The 17,463-nt window shown below is 68.1% G+C and carries 17 protein-coding genes; 12 read left to right on the top strand and 5 right to left on the bottom strand.

Features of this window, described 5'->3' with window-relative positions; all coding sequences use genetic code 11:
* The first annotated feature begins 92 nt into the window (after positions 1–92).
* Positions 93–1,991: a 1-deoxy-D-xylulose-5-phosphate synthase gene (gene dxs / locus U8L64_RS16580; RefSeq protein ID WP_273526333.1), complete on the top strand. Its 1,899-nt coding sequence runs from the start codon at positions 93–95 to the stop codon at positions 1,989–1,991.
* A gap of 42 nt (positions 1,992–2,033) precedes the next feature.
* On the opposite strand, the gene U8L64_RS16585 is transcribed toward dxs, so the two are convergent.
* A complete protein-coding gene (locus U8L64_RS16585) occupies positions 2,034–2,540 on the bottom strand; it encodes a LabA-like NYN domain-containing protein (protein ID WP_305128078.1) in 507 nt (168 codons plus the stop codon).
* An 83-nt stretch (positions 2,541–2,623) separates the two neighbouring features.
* On the opposite strand from U8L64_RS16585, the gene U8L64_RS16590 reads away from it, so the two are divergent.
* Both U8L64_RS16590 and U8L64_RS16595 read left to right on the top strand, forming a co-directional pair.
* Complete coding sequence (locus tag U8L64_RS16590) at positions 2,624–3,304, top strand: YciC family protein (protein WP_333398310.1); 681 nt, start codon at positions 2,624–2,626, stop codon at positions 3,302–3,304.
* A 75-nt stretch (positions 3,305–3,379) separates the two neighbouring features.
* Positions 3,380–3,808: a VOC family protein gene (locus U8L64_RS16595; RefSeq protein WP_333398311.1), complete on the top strand. Its 429-nt coding sequence runs from the start codon at positions 3,380–3,382 to the stop codon at positions 3,806–3,808.
* Positions 3,809–3,825: 17 nt separating this feature from the next.
* Here U8L64_RS16595 and U8L64_RS16600 read toward each other — a convergent pair whose 3' ends face one another.
* Positions 3,826–4,656 carry an SDR family oxidoreductase gene (locus U8L64_RS16600; protein WP_156715461.1) on the bottom strand — a complete coding sequence of 277 codons (831 nt, stop codon included), beginning with the start codon at positions 4,654–4,656 and terminating at the stop codon, positions 3,826–3,828.
* A gap of 148 nt (positions 4,657–4,804) precedes the next feature.
* On the opposite strand from U8L64_RS16600, the gene U8L64_RS16605 reads away from it, so the two are divergent.
* Positions 4,805–5,590: a substrate-binding periplasmic protein gene (locus U8L64_RS16605; protein ID WP_333398312.1), complete on the top strand. Its 786-nt coding sequence runs from the start codon at positions 4,805–4,807 to the stop codon at positions 5,588–5,590.
* Here the strand turns inward: U8L64_RS16605 and hrpB are convergent.
* Positions 5,559–8,069, bottom strand: coding sequence for an ATP-dependent helicase HrpB (hrpB, locus tag U8L64_RS16610; RefSeq protein ID WP_333398313.1), 2,511 nt, complete (start codon positions 8,067–8,069; stop codon positions 5,559–5,561). The genes U8L64_RS16605 and hrpB overlap by 32 nt on opposite strands.
* A gap of 179 nt (positions 8,070–8,248) precedes the next feature.
* Here hrpB and U8L64_RS16615 point away from each other — a divergent pair, with 179 nt between their 5' ends.
* The 5 genes from U8L64_RS16615 (at position 8,249) to U8L64_RS16635 (ending at position 11,192) form a co-directional block, all read left to right on the top strand.
* Positions 8,249–8,665, top strand: coding sequence for a polyribonucleotide nucleotidyltransferase (locus U8L64_RS16615; protein WP_102827843.1), 417 nt, complete (start codon positions 8,249–8,251; stop codon positions 8,663–8,665).
* On the top strand, positions 8,665–9,573 hold the full coding sequence (locus tag U8L64_RS16620; protein WP_043297683.1) for a cation diffusion facilitator family transporter: 909 nt from the start codon (positions 8,665–8,667) through the stop codon (positions 9,571–9,573). The genes U8L64_RS16615 and U8L64_RS16620 overlap by 1 nt, the downstream gene beginning before the upstream one ends.
* Before the next feature lie 300 nt (positions 9,574–9,873).
* Entirely contained in the window at positions 9,874–10,353 is a 480-nt protein-coding gene (locus U8L64_RS16625; RefSeq protein WP_054094542.1) for an Lrp/AsnC family transcriptional regulator, read from the top strand.
* Between the two features lie 169 nt (positions 10,354–10,522).
* Positions 10,523–10,726, top strand: coding sequence for a DUF2788 domain-containing protein (locus tag U8L64_RS16630; RefSeq protein WP_003290551.1), 204 nt, complete (start codon positions 10,523–10,525; stop codon positions 10,724–10,726).
* A 73-nt stretch (positions 10,727–10,799) separates the two neighbouring features.
* The gene (locus U8L64_RS16635; RefSeq protein WP_043297686.1) at positions 10,800–11,192 is read left to right on the top strand and encodes a globin; all 393 of its coding nucleotides are present in this window, start codon (positions 10,800–10,802) and stop codon (positions 11,190–11,192) included.
* 16 nt (positions 11,193–11,208) lie between these two features.
* Here the strand turns inward: U8L64_RS16635 and U8L64_RS16640 are convergent, their stop codons facing one another.
* Entirely contained in the window at positions 11,209–11,847 is a 639-nt protein-coding gene (locus U8L64_RS16640) for a pseudouridine synthase (protein ID WP_054094541.1), read from the bottom strand.
* Between the two features lie 229 nt (positions 11,848–12,076).
* On the opposite strand from U8L64_RS16640, the gene mgtA reads away from it, so the two are divergent.
* Both mgtA and U8L64_RS16650 read left to right on the top strand, forming a co-directional pair.
* Positions 12,077–15,625 carry a magnesium-translocating P-type ATPase gene (gene mgtA, locus U8L64_RS16645; RefSeq protein WP_333398314.1) on the top strand — a complete coding sequence of 1,183 codons (3,549 nt, stop codon included), beginning with the start codon at positions 12,077–12,079 and terminating at the stop codon, positions 15,623–15,625.
* Positions 15,626–15,769: 144 nt separating this feature from the next.
* Complete coding sequence (locus tag U8L64_RS16650) at positions 15,770–16,282, top strand: GNAT family N-acetyltransferase (protein WP_054094539.1); 513 nt, start codon at positions 15,770–15,772, stop codon at positions 16,280–16,282.
* Positions 16,283–16,297: 15 nt separating this feature from the next.
* Here U8L64_RS16650 and U8L64_RS16655 read toward each other — a convergent pair whose 3' ends face one another.
* Positions 16,298–16,564, bottom strand: coding sequence for a DksA/TraR family C4-type zinc finger protein (locus U8L64_RS16655; RefSeq protein WP_043297692.1), 267 nt, complete (start codon positions 16,562–16,564; stop codon positions 16,298–16,300).
* A gap of 172 nt (positions 16,565–16,736) precedes the next feature.
* Between U8L64_RS16655 and U8L64_RS16660 the strand changes: the two genes are divergently transcribed.
* On the top strand, positions 16,737–17,459 hold the full coding sequence (locus tag U8L64_RS16660) for a TorF family putative porin (RefSeq protein ID WP_333398315.1): 723 nt from the start codon (positions 16,737–16,739) through the stop codon (positions 17,457–17,459).
* Positions 17,460–17,463: the final 4 nt, after the last annotated feature.

Here is a 17,463-nt window from a genome sequence, read left to right on the forward strand (position 1 = left end):
CGACGAAGCCCCACCGAGCGCGCGGCCGTTCTTATCGTCGCCCCCATCGGGTAAACTGCCGCTCTTTTTTCAACGACAAAACGATCCGCCTGATGCCCAAGACGTTCCATGAGATTCCTCGGGTGCGCCCTGCGACGCCCGTTCTTGACCGAGCGGCGACGCCCGAGCAGCTGCGCCGACTGGGCGAGGCGGAACTCGACGAGCTCGCCAACGAACTGCGCCAGGATCTGTTGTTCAGCGTCGGCCAGACAGGCGGCCACTTCGGCGCCGGCCTCGGCGTGATCGAGCTGACCATCGCGCTGCACTACGTCTTCGACACCCCTGACGACCGTCTGGTCTGGGATGTCGGCCATCAGGCCTACCCGCACAAGATCCTCACCGGGCGGCGCCAGCGTATGGGCACACTGCGCCAGAAGGACGGCCTGGCCGCCTTCCCGCGGCGCAGCGAGAGCGAATACGACACCTTCGGCGTCGGCCATTCCAGCACTTCGATCGGCGCCGCGCTGGGCATGGCCATCGCCGCCCGCCTCAAGGGTGAGAAGCGCAAGGCCATCGCGGTGATCGGCGACGGCGCGCTGACCGCCGGCATGGCCTTCGAGGCGCTCAACCACGCGCCGGAAGTCGGCGCCAACATGCTCGTCGTACTCAACGACAACGACATGTCGATCTCGCGCAACGTCGGCGGCATGTCCAACTACCTGGCCAAGATCCTCTCCAGTCGCACCTACGCGAGCATGCGCGAGGGCAGCAAGAAGGTGCTGTCGCGCCTGCCCGGCGCCTGGGAAATCGCCCGTCGCACCGAGGAGTACGCCAAGGGCATGCTGGTGCCCGGCACGCTGTTCGAGGAACTCGGCTGGAACTACATCGGCCCGATCGACGGCCACGACCTGCCGACGCTGATCGCCACCCTGCGCAACATGCGCGACCTCGATGGCCCACAGTTTCTCCACGTGGTCACCAAGAAAGGCAAGGGCTTCGCCCCGGCCGAGGCCGATCCGATCACCTGGCATGCGATCAGCAAGCTGGAGCCGGTCGGCGCGCCCGCCAAGCCGAAGCAACCTTCCGGGCCGAAGTACTCCAACGTGTTCGGCCAGTGGCTGTGCGACATGGCCGCCGCGGACCCGCGCCTGACCGGCATCACCCCAGCGATGAAGGAAGGCTCCGATCTGGTGGCCTTCAGCGAACGCTACCCGGATCGCTACTTCGACGTCGCCATCGCCGAACAGCACGCCGTGACGCTCGCCGCCGGCATGGCCTGCGAGGGCATGAAGCCAGTGGTGGCGATCTATTCGACGTTCCTCCAGCGCGCCTATGACCAGCTGATCCACGACGTCGCAGTGCAGAATCTCGACGTGCTGTTCGCCATCGACCGCGCCGGTCTGGTCGGCGAAGACGGGCCGACCCACGCCGGCAGCTTTGATCTGTCCTACCTGCGCTGCATCCCCGGCATGCTGATCATGACGCCGAGCGACGAGAACGAGATGCGCCGCATGCTCACCACCGGCTATCTGTTCGAGGGCCCGGCAGCGGTGCGCTACCCGCGCGGCAGCGGGCCGAACGCGACCATCGAGCCGGGCCTGGCGCCGCTGGAAATTGGCAAGGGCGTGGTGCGCCGTCAGGGCGAACGCGTCGCTCTGCTGGTATTTGGCGTGCAGCTGCCCGAGGCGCTGCAGGTCGGTGAAGCGCTGGACGCCACCGTGGTCGACATGCGCTTCGTCAAGCCGCTGGACGAGGCGCTGCTGCGCCAGCTGGCCGCCGAGCACGAGCTCTTGGTGACGGTTGAGGAGAACAGCATCATGGGCGGCGCTGGCAGTGCGGTTGCCGAATTCCTCGCGGCCGAGGCCATCGTCATGCCGCTGCTGCACCTCGGCCTGCCGGACAGCTACGTCGAACACGCCAAACCGAGCGAAATGCTCGCCGAATGCGGCCTGGATGCCGTCGGCATCGAAGCTGCCGTGCGCAAGCGCCTGGCAGCTCTCGGCGAAGCCTGACGGGCGTTGCGGTGGATGGACAAAGCGCCATCCACGCTGCATTCAGCCACGCAGCAGTAACTCGCCCTCGACCGGCACATAACGCGTCGCCGCGCGGATCAGCGACTGCGCCGTCAGCCCAGGCACGCCATAAGCAGTCGCTTCGCCGCCGCCGGCGCGCACGCGTTCGAGCAGCAGATCGAAATCGCCGTCACCGGAGGCCAGCACCACCTCGTCGACCCGCGCCGCGGCGTCCAGCACGTCGATGGTGATGCCCACGTCCCAGTCGCCCTTGGCCGAGCCGTCGCTGCGCTGGATGTAGGGCTTGAGTTTCACCGTGAAACCGAGGTTACGCAGGATCTGCTGGAACTGCTGCTGGCGCGCATCACCGCGGTCGATGGCGTAGGCATAAGCCTCGACGATACGGCCATGCCGGCTGACGTCGGCCCACAGCGCGGCGTAGTCGAAGTGGCAGCCATAGGCCTGGCGTACCGTGTAGTAGAGGTTCTGCACATCGGCGAACAGGGCGATCTTCTTCACGCGGCGACTCGTTGGGTACGGGGCCGCCAGTATGGACGGCTACATCGCACATGTCCTGCCCGCGGCGCATCGGCTACAGTGGCGCCCCGATTTGCTGCTCAGCCTTCGATGCGATGAACGTTCTAGCCATCCTGCGTGACGCCTGGTTCTTCTATACCCGCCACTTCGGCGCGATCGTGCGCCTGTGCCTGCCGCTGATCCTGCTCGAGAGCGGCGCGCGGCTGGCGGTGGACCATTGGCTGGGCAAGGATTCGCTGCCGGCGCAGGAGCTGCTGGTGGGCATGCTGTTCTATCCGCTCTACACCGGCGCACTGATCCTTTTTCTCGACGCCCGCAGCCGTGGCCATGCGCCCGGCCCGCGCGCCGTGCTGGCACGCGCGCTGCCGCTGTGGCCGGCGCTGGCGGTGCTCACCGGACTCGGTACGCTGCTGATCATGCTCGGCGCCTCGCTGTTCGTGCTGCCGGGCATCTGGGTGATGGTGAGGATCGCCTTCGCCGAATTCCTCCTGGTGCTGCGCGGGTTGTCGCCGCTGGCGGCGATCAAGGCGAGCTTCGCGCTCACCCGCGGACGCTTCCTGCTGGTGCTCGGCTGCGTGCTGAGCGTGCTGCTGCCGCTGTGGCTGATCGAGGCCTGGCTGGCCGGTGCGCTGGTCGGCGACGGTGCGGTCGAGCCGCTGCCGCGGCTGGCGCTCGATGCGCTGGTGGGCGTGCTGCAGCTGCTGCCGACCATCATGCTGTTCCGCTGCTTCATGCTCTGCAGCGATACGCCGGCGGGCGATCGCGGCCACATCTGACCGTTCGCCCGACGCCCCGGCAGCACCGCCGGGGCCTGCTAGGCTTGCTCCGTCACTCGCCATGTGAGCACCGCCATGACCGTAACCAACCCCAGCATCCTCTCGCACATCTCGCTCGGCACCGCGCAGTTCGACGCCGCGGTTGCGTTCTACGACCAGGTACTCGCCACGCTCGGCTGCAAGCGCATCCTCGAGCATCCCGGCGCGGTGGCCTGGGGCCGCGAATACCCGGAGTTCTGGATCCAGACACCGATCGACGGCGCCCCCGCCTCGGTGGGCAATGGCAGCCACGTCGGCTTCTTCGCTGCCGACCGGGCGACGGTGGATGCCTTCCATCGCGCCGCGCTCGCCGCCGGCGGCCGCGATGAAGGCGCCCCGGGGCCCCGCCAGGAGTATGGCGAACCCTATTACGGCTGCTTCGTACGCGACCTCGACGGCCACAAGATCGAGGCAGCCTACTGGGACGAGGCCCTGATGCACAGCCTCTACGGCACGCCGGCCTAGCGGTGAGGCCGGGCCATTCAGCGCGCGCGCGCGCCGAGCAGGCGCGGCAACAACAGGCTCTGGTACAGACGCGGGAAGCAACGCGCCAGCAGTTGCGCTCGCCAGTCGAGGTTGGATAGCACCAGCAGCTTGCGACGCCGGAGGGCGCCGCGGTAAATCGCCTCGGCCACATCCTGCGGCGACGCCACCCGCCCCAGGGTCAGCACCGGCTGCGGCGCAGTGGAGCCGTCGCCGACCAGCACGTTCTTGCGCAGATCGGTGGCGGTATAGCCCGGACACACCAGCATCACGTTGACGTCGCTGCCCTGCAGTTCACCGCGCAGGGTTTCGAACAGTCCATGCAGTGCGTGCTTGCTGGCGTTGTAGGCGGCGCGGTCCGGCACCGGGGCGTACTGCGACAGCGAACTGAGCACGATGATCTGCCCACCACGGGCGAGCAGGCTCGGCAGCGCCGCCTGGGTGCAATGCAGCGCGCCGTAGAAGTTCACCGCCATGACCCGCTGGAACACCGCCAGGCTGGTGTCCGCCACGCGGCTGCGATGGGTGATGCCGGCGTTGTTGACCAGCACGTCGATGCCGCCGTAGCGCTCGATGACCAGTGTGATCGCCTGCTGCACCGCCTCGCGGTCGCTGACATCGCAGCGCAGTCCCAGTGCCTGGGCATTGTGATGATCGGCCAGATGCTGCACCAGACTGTCGAGCGCGACCTGATCGAGATCGAAGATCACCAGCCGCGCACCCGCCTGCGCCATGCGCACCGCCAGCGCGCGACCGATGCCGGCGCAACCGCCGGTAATCAACACCACCTTGCGCTCGAACACTCTGCTGGTGAAAACCTTGCGCCGCATAGGCGTCTCCTCGATCCGGCTCGTGCGCCTTGAGCATAGGCGCCGCGGAAGCGGCTTTCCTGCGCCGCTGACATTCGGCGCATGGACAAACCCCGAAGGAGTGCGCATTCTGCCCCCCGCGACACACCACGGATGGCGTTTTTTCACCTTGAAAGTTTCTTTCCTGTTCATCGCCCTGTTGCTGGTCAGCCATTTCCCGGCGCATGCCGATGCGCTCGTGCAGCCGCGACTGATCGTCGGCTATGCCGAATTCGCCCCGGTGATCTACAGCGACGCCCAGCAGCGTGCCCGCGGGCCGATGGCTGATCTGACTCGCCGGGTCGCGCAGCGAGCCGGCTACCGTGCGCAGTTTCGCGCCTTACCCAGCGCTCGCCTGTACGCCGCGTTGCAGAACGGCAACATCGATCTGTGGGTCGGCACCCCGGGCAAACCCGAGCTGGCGGCGCATACGCTGGAAAGCCAGCAGACGCTCGGGCATGCGCAGCTCAATCTCTACTTCCGCCCAGACACGCCGGCGCCGCGCCTTCCCGAGGGGCTGACCGGGCAGGGGGTGATCGTCATCGGCGGCCACAGTTACTGGCCCGCCGTCACCCAGTTGCTGCACGATCCGGCGCTGAAGGTGCGCTTGCTGCGCACCAGCAACCACGAATCGGCCCTGCGGATGCTGCGTTACCGGCGCGCCGATTTCCTGCTCGACTACGGCCTGTCGGTAGACCTGATGCGCGAGCGGCTGCAGCTGGACGAACTGCCCTTCCTGCCGATCGGCGCTACACCGATCCACTTCATCGTCTCGCGCCATACCCGCGACAGCGCGGCGGTGCTCGCCGCCCTGGACAAGGCCTATGCCGAACTGCGCGACGCCGGTGAAGATGTCAGCGTGACCGGCGCGGCGAGTGCACCCGCTACTGCCCGCGTGGCTTTGCCCGCGCGGTAGGCTCGGCGATCAGCGGGTCGTCCGGCCAGTAGTGCTTGGGATAACGCCCCTTGAGGTCCTTCTTCACCTCGGCATAGGTGTTGGCCCAGAAACTCGCCAGGTCCTGCGTCACCTGCACCGGGCGCCGCGCCGGCGACAGCAGATGCAGTTTGACCGGCTGGCGGCCGCCGGCGATGCGCGGCGTCTCGGCCAGGCCGAACAGCTCCTGCAGACGCACTGCCAGCACCGGCGGCCGCTCGCTGTAGTCCAGGCGGATGCGCGAACCGGAGGGCACCGCAAGCGCCTGCGGTGCCTGCTCTTCCAGGCGCTGCGGCAACGGCCAGGGCAGCAGCGTGGCGAGCATGGCCGCGAGGTCGAGCTGGGCGAAGTGCGCCAACCGCGACACCTTGCCCAGATAGGGCAGCAGCCAGTCTTCCAGGCGTGCGAGCAGCGCGGCATCGCTGACGTCCGGCCATTCGCTGTCGCCGTCGCGATCCCGATCGAGCTGCCGCAGCAGGGCGATGCGCGCCTGCCACTGGCGCAGCTCGGGCGTCCACGGCAGCAATTCCAGGCCCTTGCGCCGCACCAGGCCGAGCAGCGCCCGCCCGCGTGCGTCGTCGTCCAGCTGCGGCAGCGGCTCACGGCCAAGCACCAGCTCACCGACGCGGCGCTGACGCTCGGCGCGCAGCACGCCCTCGCGCTCGTCCCACTCCAGCTCGTCGTGCAGGCTGACCTGCTCCGCAAGCACGTCGTCGAACAGCGCCGGGTCGAGCGCGACGGCACGGTAAATGCGCTCCTCGCGCCGGCCCTGATGGCTGCCGAGTTCGGCGATCACCAGCCAGGGTTCCTTCATCAGCGCATCGGGCTCGTCGAACTGCGCCGCGCGGCCGTTGGCCAGGCGATAGGCACCGCCGCCGTCACGGCGCTGGCGGGCAACACGGTCGGGGTAGGCGAACGCCAGCAGCGCGGCGATGGCATGCGCCTCGTCCAATCTGGCCGGCATCACCCCGCTGCCACGCAGCAGACCGCGGAACTGCCGGGCCAGCTGGCGCACGCGCTGCACGCTGGCGCCACGGCCGTCCTGCAGCTGATGCAGGCGCAGGGCAAGGTCGGCGCCGCCGCCACGCTGGGTATCGCGTTCGCTGAGCAGTGCGGCGATGTCCGCCGCCAGCGCCGCCTGTCCCAGCGCCTGGCCGCGCAACAGCAGATGCGCCAGCCGTGGATGTACCGGCAGTTCGGCCATCGCCTGGCCGTGGCCGGTCAATTGCCAGCTGCCTTGCGGACCGTGGCGCAACGCCCCGAGGCGCTCCAGCAGCGCCTGCGCCTGGGCGTAGGCGGCGGCCGGTGGCGCATCGAGCCAGACCAGTTCATCCGGCTCGGCGCCCCAGCGCGCCAGCTGCAGGGCGACGCCAGCCAGATCGGCCTGAAGGATTTCCGCCTCGCCATAGGCCGCCAGCTGGGCGTGCTGCTCCTCGGACCACAGCCGGTAGCAGACGCCGGGCTCCAGGCGACCGGCGCGTCCGGCGCGCTGGGTCGCCGAGGCGCGCGCGATGCGCCGCGTCTCCAGGCGCGTCATGCCGCTGCCGGGGTCGAAGCGCGGCACCCGCGCCAGACCGGCGTCCACCACCACGCGCACGCCCTCGATGGTCAGGCTGGTCTCGGCGATATTGGTCGCCAGCACCACCTTGCGCTTGCCGGTCGGCGCCGGCTCGATCGCCGCGCGCTGGGCGGCCAGCTCCAGCTCGCCGTGCAGCGGGCAGAGCAGCACGTCGCCGCGCTCGCCCAGTTGCTCGGCCAGCGCCTCGTTGACGCGGCGAATCTCCGCCTGGCCGGGGAGGAACACCAGCAGGCTGCCATGCTGCTCCTCCAGCGCTTGCAACACGGTCTGCACCACCCGCGCCTCGATGCGTTCGCCGGCCTGGTATGGTCGCCCCCAGCGCAACGTCACCGGATGCATGCGCCCCTCGCTGCGCACCACCGGCGCCTCGGCGAGCAGACTGGAAAGCCGCGCGCCCTCCAGCGTGGCCGACATCAGCAGCAACTTGAGCGGCTCGTCGCGCAGCAGCACCCGCGCATTGAGCGTCAGCGCCAGCGCCAGATCGGCGTCCAGGCTGCGCTCGTGAAACTCGTCGAAGATCACCAGGCCGACGCCTTCCAGCGCCGGATCGTCCTGCAGGCGCCGCGCGAGAATGCCCTCGGTGACCACCTCGATGCGCGTTTGCGGCCCGACCTTGCTGTCCAGGCGGATGCGATAGCCAACGGTTTCGCCAACCCGCTCGCCCAGCTCGCTGGCCAGCCGCTCGGCTGCCGCGCGCGCGGCCAGACGCCGCGGTTCGAGCATGATGAGCTTCTGTCCGGCCAGCCACGGCTCGTCGAGCAGCGCCAGCGGCACACGGGTGGTCTTGCCGGCGCCCGGCGGTGCTTCGAGCACCGCTTCGTCGCGCTGTAGCAGGGCCTGGCGCAGCGCGGGCAGCGCTTCGTCGATGGGTAGCGGGGTCATGGGCGGCTCCATTCAAGGCGCACGATTGTAAGAGCAAACGGGCACGCACCGAACGGCTGCACGTAAGCGGCATTGCCGGGCACTCATCCTCGCGAACAGCGATGCCCGCGCGGCGGTCCGATATCAGGAAAACATCACGCAGCCCTTGTATAGTTGCGCCACTTTCTGCGGAGGTCCCCATGCGTACTCGTTCCCGCGTCATCGGCGGCCTGCTGGCCGTCTCCCTGCTGACCCAGCTGGCCGCCTGCGGCACGCTGTTCTATCCGGACCGTCGCGGCCAGATCGAGGGTCGCATCGACCCGGCGATTGCCGCACTGAACGCCATCGGCCTGCTGTTCTATGTGATCCCCGGGCTGATCGCCTTCGGCATCGATTTCGCCACCGGCGCCATCTACCTGCCCGAAGGCCAGTATTCGGTCGCGCCGAACAAGCTGCAGGATGCCCTCGGCGCTGACGGGCAGGTCGACCCGACGCGCCTCAAGGCCATCCTCGAACAGGAAATCGGCCGCAGCCTGCCGCTGGATGATCCGCGCCTGATCGAGCAGCACGGCAGCCACGAACAGCTCGCCACCTACGGCCTGCGGACTGCGGCCTGATGGCAGCGGGCAGCCGTAACATCAGCGCCGAGCACGCTCGCCTGCTGCGCCGCGCCACCGGCGCCGCGCTGGCGGTGGCGCTGTTTTTGGCCGTGAGCAAAGCGGTGGCCTGGTGGTTGAGCGGTTCGGTGAGCCTGCTGGCGGGGCTGACCGACTCGCTGCTCGACGGCGCCGCCTCGCTGCTCAACCTGCTGGCGGTGCACTACTCGCTGCGTCCGGCCGACGACGATCACCGTTACGGCCACGGCAAGGCGGAGGCACTCGCCGGGCTCGGGCAGGCGGCGTTCATCGGCGTCAGTGCGCTGCTGGTTGGCGCCCAGGGCGTCGACCGCCTGCTGCATCCGCAACCGTTGGGCGCGCCGCTGCTGGGTATCGTGGTGATCGTCGTTTCGCTGGTGCTGACCGTGGCGCTGCTGGCCTATCAGCGGCATGTGGTGCGCGTCACCGGCTCGACAGCGATCCGCGCCGACTCGCTGCATTACCGTTCGGACCTGCTGCTCAACAGCAGCATCCTGCTGGCGCTGGTGCTGGCCAGCTACGGCTGGGAGCAGCTGGACGCCCTCTTCGGCATCGCCATTGCGTTCTACATCCTGTGGAGCGCGGCGAGCATCCTGCGCGAGGCCGGTGCGGTGCTGATGGACACCGAGGTATCCCCGGAGATCAGCGAAGACATGCACCGGCTGGTCTGCAGCGTGCCCGGCGTGCTCGGCTGCCACGACCTGCGCACGCGGGTTTCCGGCACGCGCTGGTTCGTCCAGTTGCATCTGGAGCTGCCCGGCGAGCTGTCGCTGTCGCGCGCGCATGCGCTGTGCGACGAGGTCGAGGCGATCATTCACCAACGCTACCCGCGCGCCGAAGTGCTGGTGCACGCCGATCCCCAGGAAGTGGTGAAGCCCGAGGCACGTTAGCGGGCAAAAAAAAGACCACGCCGAAGCGTGGTCTCTGATCATCTGGCGGGCCGATGGTAACGGCATCTTCATCCAGCGCCTTGTGGGCGGTGGGGTCCCGGACCGCTACGCAGGGTAAGCGCAGCGGGGATGCACCAGCCGGTTGACCGGTACCGTTACTGCCGGGAGCGGAAGTTGTGATCAGGTTACGCGCCCTGCGGCGAAAGATGTTTGCGAAGATTGCTCAAATAAGCCCCTCTTGCGCAACGAACTGCAACTGGATCATCCTTTGGCGCAATATCACAGTTGGCGACAGCAAAAATGAGCAAACTCGATCGTTACGACCTGCGCATCCTCGCCGAGCTGCAGCACGACGCGCGCATCTCCAACCAAGAGCTGGCCGAACGCATCGGCCTGTCGCCCTCGCCCTGTTCACGGCGGGTCAAGCAGCTCGAGGACGACGGCTACATCGCCCGCCAGGTCGCCCTGCTCGACCGCAAGAAGCTCGGTCTGACGCTCACCGCCTACGTGCTGATCGGCATGGATCGGCACACCCCGGAACGCTTCGAGCACTTCGAGGGCGTGATCGGCAAGTGCCCGCAGGTGCTCGAATGCAGCCTGGTCACCGGGATGGATGCCGACTACCAGCTCAAGGTGGTGGTGCCGGACATGGAGCATTACCAGCAATTCCTGCTCGGCACGCTGACACGCATTGAAGGTGTGTCGAGCGTGCGTTCGAGCTTCGTGCTGCGCCAGGTGGCCTCTAGCACCGAACTGCCGCTGGAGCACCTGCGCGGCTGAGACACCGCTCACGAACCCGCGCCCCACCGGCCGAGGTGATTGCGTATAATCCGCGCCGCCTTGCTATGCCCCGCACGCAATCCAATAAGAGCCCCGCTCGACAACTATCCGCCTGCCGCTGTCATAGCTCTCGTCGTCTGTTTTCAGACCTAGTCATGCGGAGGATTCGATGGATCCAGCTGTTTTCGAAGAATGGATGATGATCATCCTGGTCGGTGGCCTGGTGGCCTTCATGGCCTTCATCGTCTGGGATCTCGCCAAAAAGTCGAAGGCCGGACGCTACGGCACGCTGGTGCTGTTCGGCGCGCTCGGGCTGGGCGTACTCGGTTTCGTCATCAAGACCCTGGTGATCGGTAGCCTCGAAGGCATCTGATCGCCCTCCCCATCCGAACCTGCGGCCGCGTCATGCCGATGCGGTCCGGGTCGCTATTTGCCAAGGAAAAGCCATGAAACCCACTGATCGGGTTATGCAGAGCTATGGTCGCTGCTGCGCCAGCGCAAGCTTCTTCGACGACTTCTACGTCAACTTCCTCGCCAGCTCGCCGATGGTGCGCGAAAAGTTCGTGCAGACCGACATGGCCGCGCAGAAGCATCTGCTGCGTGCCGGCATCCTCAATCTGGTGCTGTTCGCCCGCGGCATGCCGGACACCAAGCTCAAGGCGCTCGGCCAGAGCCATTCGCGCAGCGGCTTCGACATTCGCCCCGAGCTGTACGATCTCTGGCTGGCGGCGCTGCTGCGCACGGTCGGCGAGCACGACGAGGCGGCTGGCAAGGAAGACCTGCAAGCCTGGCGCGAGGTGCTGGGCAAGGGCATCGACGTGATCAAGTCCTACTACTGACGCCGCAGCCGGTGCGCTACAGCCGCGCCGGCACTTCCCGCCATTCGCCGGGCTGCAGCCCATCGAGCGACCACGGTCCGATGCGCACGCGCACCAGCCGCAACGTCGGCAGCCCGACCGCCGCCGTCATGCGCCGCACCTGACGGTTGCGCCCCTCGCGGATCACCAGTTCCAGCCAGGCGGTCGGCACGCTCTTGCGAAAGCGCACCGGCGGGTTGCGTGGCCACAGCTCGGGTTCATCCAGCTGCCGTGCCTCGGCCGGCAACGTCAGGCCATCGTTCAGCTCGACGCCCCTGCGCAAGCGTTCCAGCTGCTCTTCGCTGACCTCTCCCTCTACCTGCACCCAGTAGGTCTTGGGCAGCTTGTGCCTGGGATCGGCAATGCGCGCCTGCAGGCGGCCGTCGTTGGTCAGCAGCAGCAGGCCCTCGCTGTCGCGATCGAGGCGCCCGGCGGGATAGACGCCGGGCACGTCGACGAAATCCTTCAGCGTGGCACGCCCATCGGCATCGGCGAACTGGGTCAGCACGTCGAATGGCTTGTTCAGCAGCAGCAGGCGCGGCTCGGCCGGCGGCGCCTTGGCGACACGGCGCGGCGCGGCGGGTCGGGCAGCGCGCGCCGGCGAATGGGGCGCACGGGGACGCGGGGGACGAGGCATGACGATTCGGTCCGATAGGGGCCGGCCATGCTAGAAGTCGCTGCCCGCGGCTGCAAGCGGCCCGCAGTGCGAAGCCACACGCCGGACGCATGAACGAGCGTGTGCAGGGCGTGACCGCCATCTAGCATTGCTGAAGAGGTGCGCGGGAGACGCCTGATCAGTGTCAATGCCGCAGCGCACGGCCAGGCGGAACATCGTCACCGGCTCAATCCACATCAGGATCTAACGCATGCACGAAGCGCCCGGCTTTCACGAGCCACCCGAGAATGCCAAGCCGCTGGTCTGGCTGTCCTGGCTGCTGGGCGCGGCGCTGCTGGGCGCGCTGGTACTCGGCGTCTTGCAGCTGTCGGATGCCAGCCATTTCGCGGCGATTTTTCGTCAGGCCGAGCCCGGCTGGCTGCTCGTCGCTATTGCCCTGCAGTGTGCGACCTACCTGGCCCAGGGTCTGCTGTACCGCATGGTCCTCAGCGCCGCCGGCGCCGCGCTGCCGCTGTGGGACGCCACCAAGCTCAGCCTGAGCAAGCTGTTCATCGACCAGGCGCTGCCATCGTCCGGTTTCAGCGGCGCGGTAGCAGTGGGCGCGCTGCTGCAGCGCCGCGGCATCGGCCTGTCACAGGTTTCCAGCTGCTTCATCATCAGCCTTTCGGGCTACTTCGCCGCTTATCTGCTGGCCCTGGCCGCCGCGCTTGTCATTGCGATCGGCAATGGTCATGGGAGCCTGGCCGTGATCTCGACCAGCATCGTGTTCATGCTGTTCTGCTGCCTGATGGCCGTCGCCGCGCCGCTGATGGCCGGATTGCCGCAGAGCCGCCTGGTCGGACGTCTGCAACGGGTGCGCTGGATGCAGCGATTGCTGGCGATGGTGTTTGCCGCGCAGCCGCGCCTGACCCGTGACCCGCGCCTGTTGTTGAAGGCAAGCGGCTACTCGCTGGCCATCGTGCTGTTCGATGCCCTGACCCTGTGGGCGCTGCTGCACGCAGTGGGGCACAGTGCGCCGTTCGCCGGCATCTTCGCCAGCTTCATGCTGGCTAGCGTGCTGCGTAGCGTCGGCATCGTGCCGGGCGGCCTCGGCGCGTTCGAGGCCGCGGCAGTGGCCACTCTCAGCTGGGTCGGCGTGCCGCTGGCGGCGGGGCTGTCGGCAACCTTGCTGTTTCGCGTGCTGAGCTTCTGGCTGCCGATGCTGCCCGGCCTCTGGCTCACCCGCCACGCACTGCACGGCGGCCCGATCGATGCTGCCGAGGCGGCGGCGACGGATTACTGGAGCGTGCCACTGGAGACGCTGTACACCGGGCTGCAGAGCGGCCCCGACGGACTCGTCGGCGCGGCGGCGACGATGCGCCAGCCATCCGTGCGGCGCGCGTACCGGCCGAGCCTGGCGCGGCAGATCGGCGCCTCGCTGGTGCGCCAGCTGTCCAGTCCGCTGGTGCTGATCCTGCTGATCGGCGCGCTGGTGGCGCTGGCGGCGCACGACTGGCTGGACGCGCTGATCGTGCTGAGCATCGTGCTGGCCAGTGCGCTGGTCGGCAGCCTGCACGAAATCCGCTCGAACCGGGCGATCGAGCGTCTGCGCAAGCAGGTGGCCAGTCGCGCCGACGTCTGGCGCGACGGCCGCCTGCAGAACCTGCCAGCCAGCGAAGTCGTCCCCGGCGACATCGTCGAACTTTCCGCCGGCAGCCTGATTCCCACCGATGGCCGGCTGGTCGAGGCGCGCGACTGCTACGTCAATCAGGCGCTGCTGACCGGCGAAACCTTTCCGGTCCACAAACAGGCCGGTCAGGTGGAGGCCGCCGCCGGCCTCGCGCAGCGAGACAACTGCCTGTTCCGCGGCACCTCGCTGCGCAGCGGCACGGCACGCCTGCTGGCGGTGAACTGCGGCATGCACACCGAGCTGGGACATATCGAGCGCTCGCTGGTGCTGCGCCCGCCGGAAACCGAGTTCGAGCGCGGCCTGCGCCATTTCGGCGCGCTGCTGTTGCGGGTCATGCTGGTGATGATCACCGCGGTGCTCGGCCTCAACCTGTTCCTCGACCGCCCGCCGCTGGACACGCTGATGTTCGCCATCGCGCTGGCCGTCGGGCTGTCGCCCGAGCTGCTGCCGGCGATTCTCAGCGCGACCCTCTCGGCCGGCGCCCGGCGGATGGCCGCGCGCGGGGTGATCGTGCGCCACCTCAATGCGATCGAGAACCTCGGCGCGATGGACACCCTGTGCACCGACAAGACCGGCACCCTGACCCGCGGCGTGGTGGCGCTCGACGGCGCGGTCGACGCCGACGGCCAGGCCAGCGCTGCGGTGCTGCGCCTGGCCTGGCTCAACGCCGCGCTGCAGACCGGGTTGCGCAATCCGCTGGACGAGGCGATCTGCGAACATGCCCGCGGCCTGCCACAGGCGCCGGCCGCTGCCGAAAAGCTCGACGAGGTGCCCTATGACTTCACCCGCAAGCGCTTGAGCGTGCTGGTGCGCGAGGCCGGGCAGGCCGCGCCCCGGCTGATCTGCAAGGGCGCGCTGGAAACCATTCTGCAGGCATCGCAGTCCGTGCAGCAGGGCGATGCCGTGCTGCCGCTGAGCGCGCCGCTGCGCGCAGCGCTTGGCGAACGCTTCGCCACCTGGAGCGCAGCCGGCTACCGCGTGCTGGGTATCGCCTACCGCTGGCTCGAGCAGCCGAACTGCAGCGCCGATGACGAACAGGGCCTGACCTTCGCCGGCTTCCTGTTGTTCTTCGATCCGCCCGAGCCAGGCGTGCGCGAAGAGCTGGACGCACTGCGCGAGCTGGGCGTGGCGGTGAAGATCATCAGCGGCGACAACCGCCTGATCGCGCGGCAGGTCGCCGAGAGCGTCGGCATCCCGGTCGAACGCGTCATCACCGGCAGCGAGCTGGGGCAGATGCGCGACGAGGCGCTGATCAACCTGGCGCCGCGCATCAGCTTGTTCGCCGAGGTCGATCCCAACCAGAAGGAGCGCATCATCCGTGCGCTGCAGAAGACCGGCCATGTGGTGGGCTTTCTTGGCGACGGGATCAACGACGCGCCGGCGCTGCATGCGGCGGATATCGGCATTTCCGTGGACACCGCGGTGGATGTGGCCAAGGAGGCCGCCGACTTCGTGCTGCTGCGCCACGAACTGGCGCTGGTCCGCCAGGGCATCGACGAAGGCCGGCGCACCTTCGCCAACACGCTCAAGTACATCTACCTGACCACCAGCGCCAACTTCGGCAACATGATCAGCATGGCTGTGGCGTCGTTCTTCCTGCCGTTCCTGCCGCTGCTGGCCAAGCAGATCCTGCTGAACAATTTCCTCTCCGACATCCCGGCCATCGGCATCGCCGGCGACCGTGTCGATGCCGACTGGTCGCGCACGCCGCACCGCTGGGACATCGGCGAGGTGAGGCGCTTCATGATCCTGTTCGGGCTGATCAGCTCGGCCTTCGATCTGCTGACCTTCGGCCTGCTGCTGTATCTGGTGGGCGAGCAGCCGGAGCTGTTTCGCAGCGGCTGGTTCGTCGAGTCGCTGATCACCGAGCTGGTGATCATCTTCGTCGTGCGCACGCACAAACCGTTCTACCGCAGCCGCCCGGGCCGCTTCCTGCTGGCCAGCTCGCTGCTCATCGCGCTGCTGACCGTGCTGCTGCCCTATACGCCGGTGGGCGGCTGGTTCGCCCTGCAACCGCTGCCGGCCACGGTGCTTATCGCGGTGCTGCTGATCACGCTGCTTTACGCGGCCTGTTCGGAATGGGCCAAGCAGCGCTTCTTCGCCCGGCTCAGCGGCTCCAGACAGCCGTGACGCCCCGTGCCTGGAGCGCCGTTCGCGCCGCGCGGACGGCCGCGCCTTTTTTCCGCAGCGCAGCGCAGCGTGTCGCCATCGCTCAACCAATTGTCTGAGAGACTGGTCAATGTGTTCTCCGGCCCATTTCCCAAGGACTGCAACGTGCTGATACGCGACGCCCGTGAAACCGATCTGGAAGGCATCCTCTTCATCTACAACGACGCCGTGCTGAACAGCACGGCGATCTGGAACGACACGCCGGTCGATCTGGCCAACCGCCAGGCCTGGTTCGCCGAGCGAGAGGCACAGGGGCATCCGGTGCTGGTGGCGCTGGACGATGCCCAGCAGGTGGTCGGGTATGCCAGCTACGGCCCGTGGCGGCCGCACGAGGGGTTTCGCCACACCGTCGAGCATTCGGTCTACGTGCGCGATGGCCAGCGCGGTGGCGGCATCGGTCGCGGCTTGATGCGCGAGCTGATCGAACGCGCCCGCCGCGCCGGGCAGCACGTGATGGTCGGCGCCATCGAAAGCGAGAATCGCGCCTCGGTGCACATGCACCAGCAGCTGGGGTTCATCCATGTCGGGCAGATGCGCCAGGTCGGCTGTAAGTTCGGCCGCTGGCTGGACCTGACGCTCATGCAACTGATCCTCGATACGGCACGCCGCGCGCCGTGACCACGTGCCGCTCGATCAGCGCAGCTGACTGTCCTTGCTGCCTCGACGGTTGTAGCCGCTGAAGGCGGCTTCCTGCTTGTCCGCCTCGGCCTGGCAGGCAATGCACAGACGCACGCCGGGCACGGCCTGGCGGCGTGCCTCGGGTATCGCCACGCCGCATTCCTCACAGTGTTTCAGGCTTTCGCCACGCGCCAGTTTGCTGCGTGCACGCTGCACCGCGTCCTCGATGGTGCTGTCGATCTGCTCCTGGACGGCGCCGTCGCCGGCCCAACCTGTTGCCATGATCACCTCCCGCAGCGCGCGGTTGCTGCTCTGAGTTTTGACGCCCGCCCGGCGACGGTGCTCATCACCGGCACGACCGCCGGTCGATGACTGCCGCGCGGCCGACGGATGGTGCCGCCGCCGCGTCGCCAGCGCCTATCCTGCGCCGGTTGCAAAATCTGCGTCAAAGCCCATGTACCGCTTCACTCCACTCCTCACCGGCCTGCTGCTGATGACGGGCTGCGCCGGTCAGCCAGGCACGCTCGAGCGCGACCTTGGCGCGTTCGATCTCAGGCTCGGCACCGAACCCGCGCGCAGCATGGCCCAGGGCCTGGTGCAGCCGGGCGCGAGCGGCGCGTTCCACGGCGGCCTCGACCTCAGCCACGCCAGCGGCCTGTATGTCGGCCAGTGGACGCCGAGCGTCGGCCTCAGCGAGGGCCGCCAGCTGGAGGTCAATTCCTACCTCGGCTATCTGCAGCACGCGGTGGACGGCCAGCTCGGCTACGAAGTCGGCCTGATGCGCTACAGCTTCCCCGAGAGCGACGACTGGGGGCGTCTGCAGTATTACGGCGGCCTCACGCTGGGCAGCCGCAGCCTCGGCGCGGCGCTGAACAGCACGGCCGAGCGCCGCGACAGCACGCTGTATCTCGATCTGGGCCGGGTGACGCCATTCGGTGTCGGGGTGCGCCTGAGCTACTCCAGCCATGCGCTGGCCACGCCACGCCGGTTCGCCGACGGTAGCGTCAGCCTGTTCAGCGACTGGTCGCTCAACCTGTCGCGACCCTGGCTCGGCCTGCAGTTCGATCTCTCCTACAGCGATTCGAATCTGGAGCGCACCGAGTGTGGCGCCTATTCCGGGCGCAACCCGCGCTGCGACGGCCTGCTGACCCTGCGCGCCGAGCGCCGGCTGTTCTGAGCGC

Origin of the sequence: Pseudomonas sp. FIP_A4 (genome assembly GCF_036701605.1) — a bacterium.
GTDB lineage: Bacteria > Pseudomonadota > Gammaproteobacteria > Pseudomonadales > Pseudomonadaceae > Stutzerimonas > Stutzerimonas phenolilytica.

Bases quoted from the DNA above. Each gene is read 5' to 3' on its own strand.
- dxs (WP_273526333.1), top strand. From the start codon at position 93: ATGCCCAAGACGTTCCATGAGATTCCTCGGGTGCGCCCTGCGACGCCC.
- U8L64_RS16590 (WP_333398310.1), top strand. From the start codon at position 2,624: ATGAACGTTCTAGCCATCCTGCGTGACGCCTGGTTCTTCTATACCCGC.
- U8L64_RS16595 (WP_333398311.1), top strand. From the start codon at position 3,380: ATGACCGTAACCAACCCCAGCATCCTCTCGCACATCTCGCTCGGCACC.
- U8L64_RS16600 (WP_156715461.1), bottom strand. From the start codon at position 4,656: ATGCGGCGCAAGGTTTTCACCAGCAGAGTGTTCGAGCGCAAGGTGGTG.
- hrpB (WP_333398313.1), bottom strand. From the start codon at position 8,069: ATGACCCCGCTACCCATCGACGAAGCGCTGCCCGCGCTGCGCCAGGCC.
- U8L64_RS16615 (WP_102827843.1), top strand. From the start codon at position 8,249: ATGCGTACTCGTTCCCGCGTCATCGGCGGCCTGCTGGCCGTCTCCCTG.
- U8L64_RS16620 (WP_043297683.1), top strand. From the start codon at position 8,665: ATGGCAGCGGGCAGCCGTAACATCAGCGCCGAGCACGCTCGCCTGCTG.
- U8L64_RS16625 (WP_054094542.1), top strand. From the start codon at position 9,874: ATGAGCAAACTCGATCGTTACGACCTGCGCATCCTCGCCGAGCTGCAG.
- U8L64_RS16630 (WP_003290551.1), top strand. From the start codon at position 10,523: ATGGATCCAGCTGTTTTCGAAGAATGGATGATGATCATCCTGGTCGGT.
- U8L64_RS16635 (WP_043297686.1), top strand. From the start codon at position 10,800: ATGAAACCCACTGATCGGGTTATGCAGAGCTATGGTCGCTGCTGCGCC.
- U8L64_RS16640 (WP_054094541.1), bottom strand. From the start codon at position 11,847: ATGCCTCGTCCCCCGCGTCCCCGTGCGCCCCATTCGCCGGCGCGCGCT.
- mgtA (WP_333398314.1), top strand. From the start codon at position 12,077: ATGCACGAAGCGCCCGGCTTTCACGAGCCACCCGAGAATGCCAAGCCG.
- U8L64_RS16655 (WP_043297692.1), bottom strand. From the start codon at position 16,564: ATGGCAACAGGTTGGGCCGGCGACGGCGCCGTCCAGGAGCAGATCGAC.
- U8L64_RS16660 (WP_333398315.1), top strand. From the start codon at position 16,737: ATGTACCGCTTCACTCCACTCCTCACCGGCCTGCTGCTGATGACGGGC.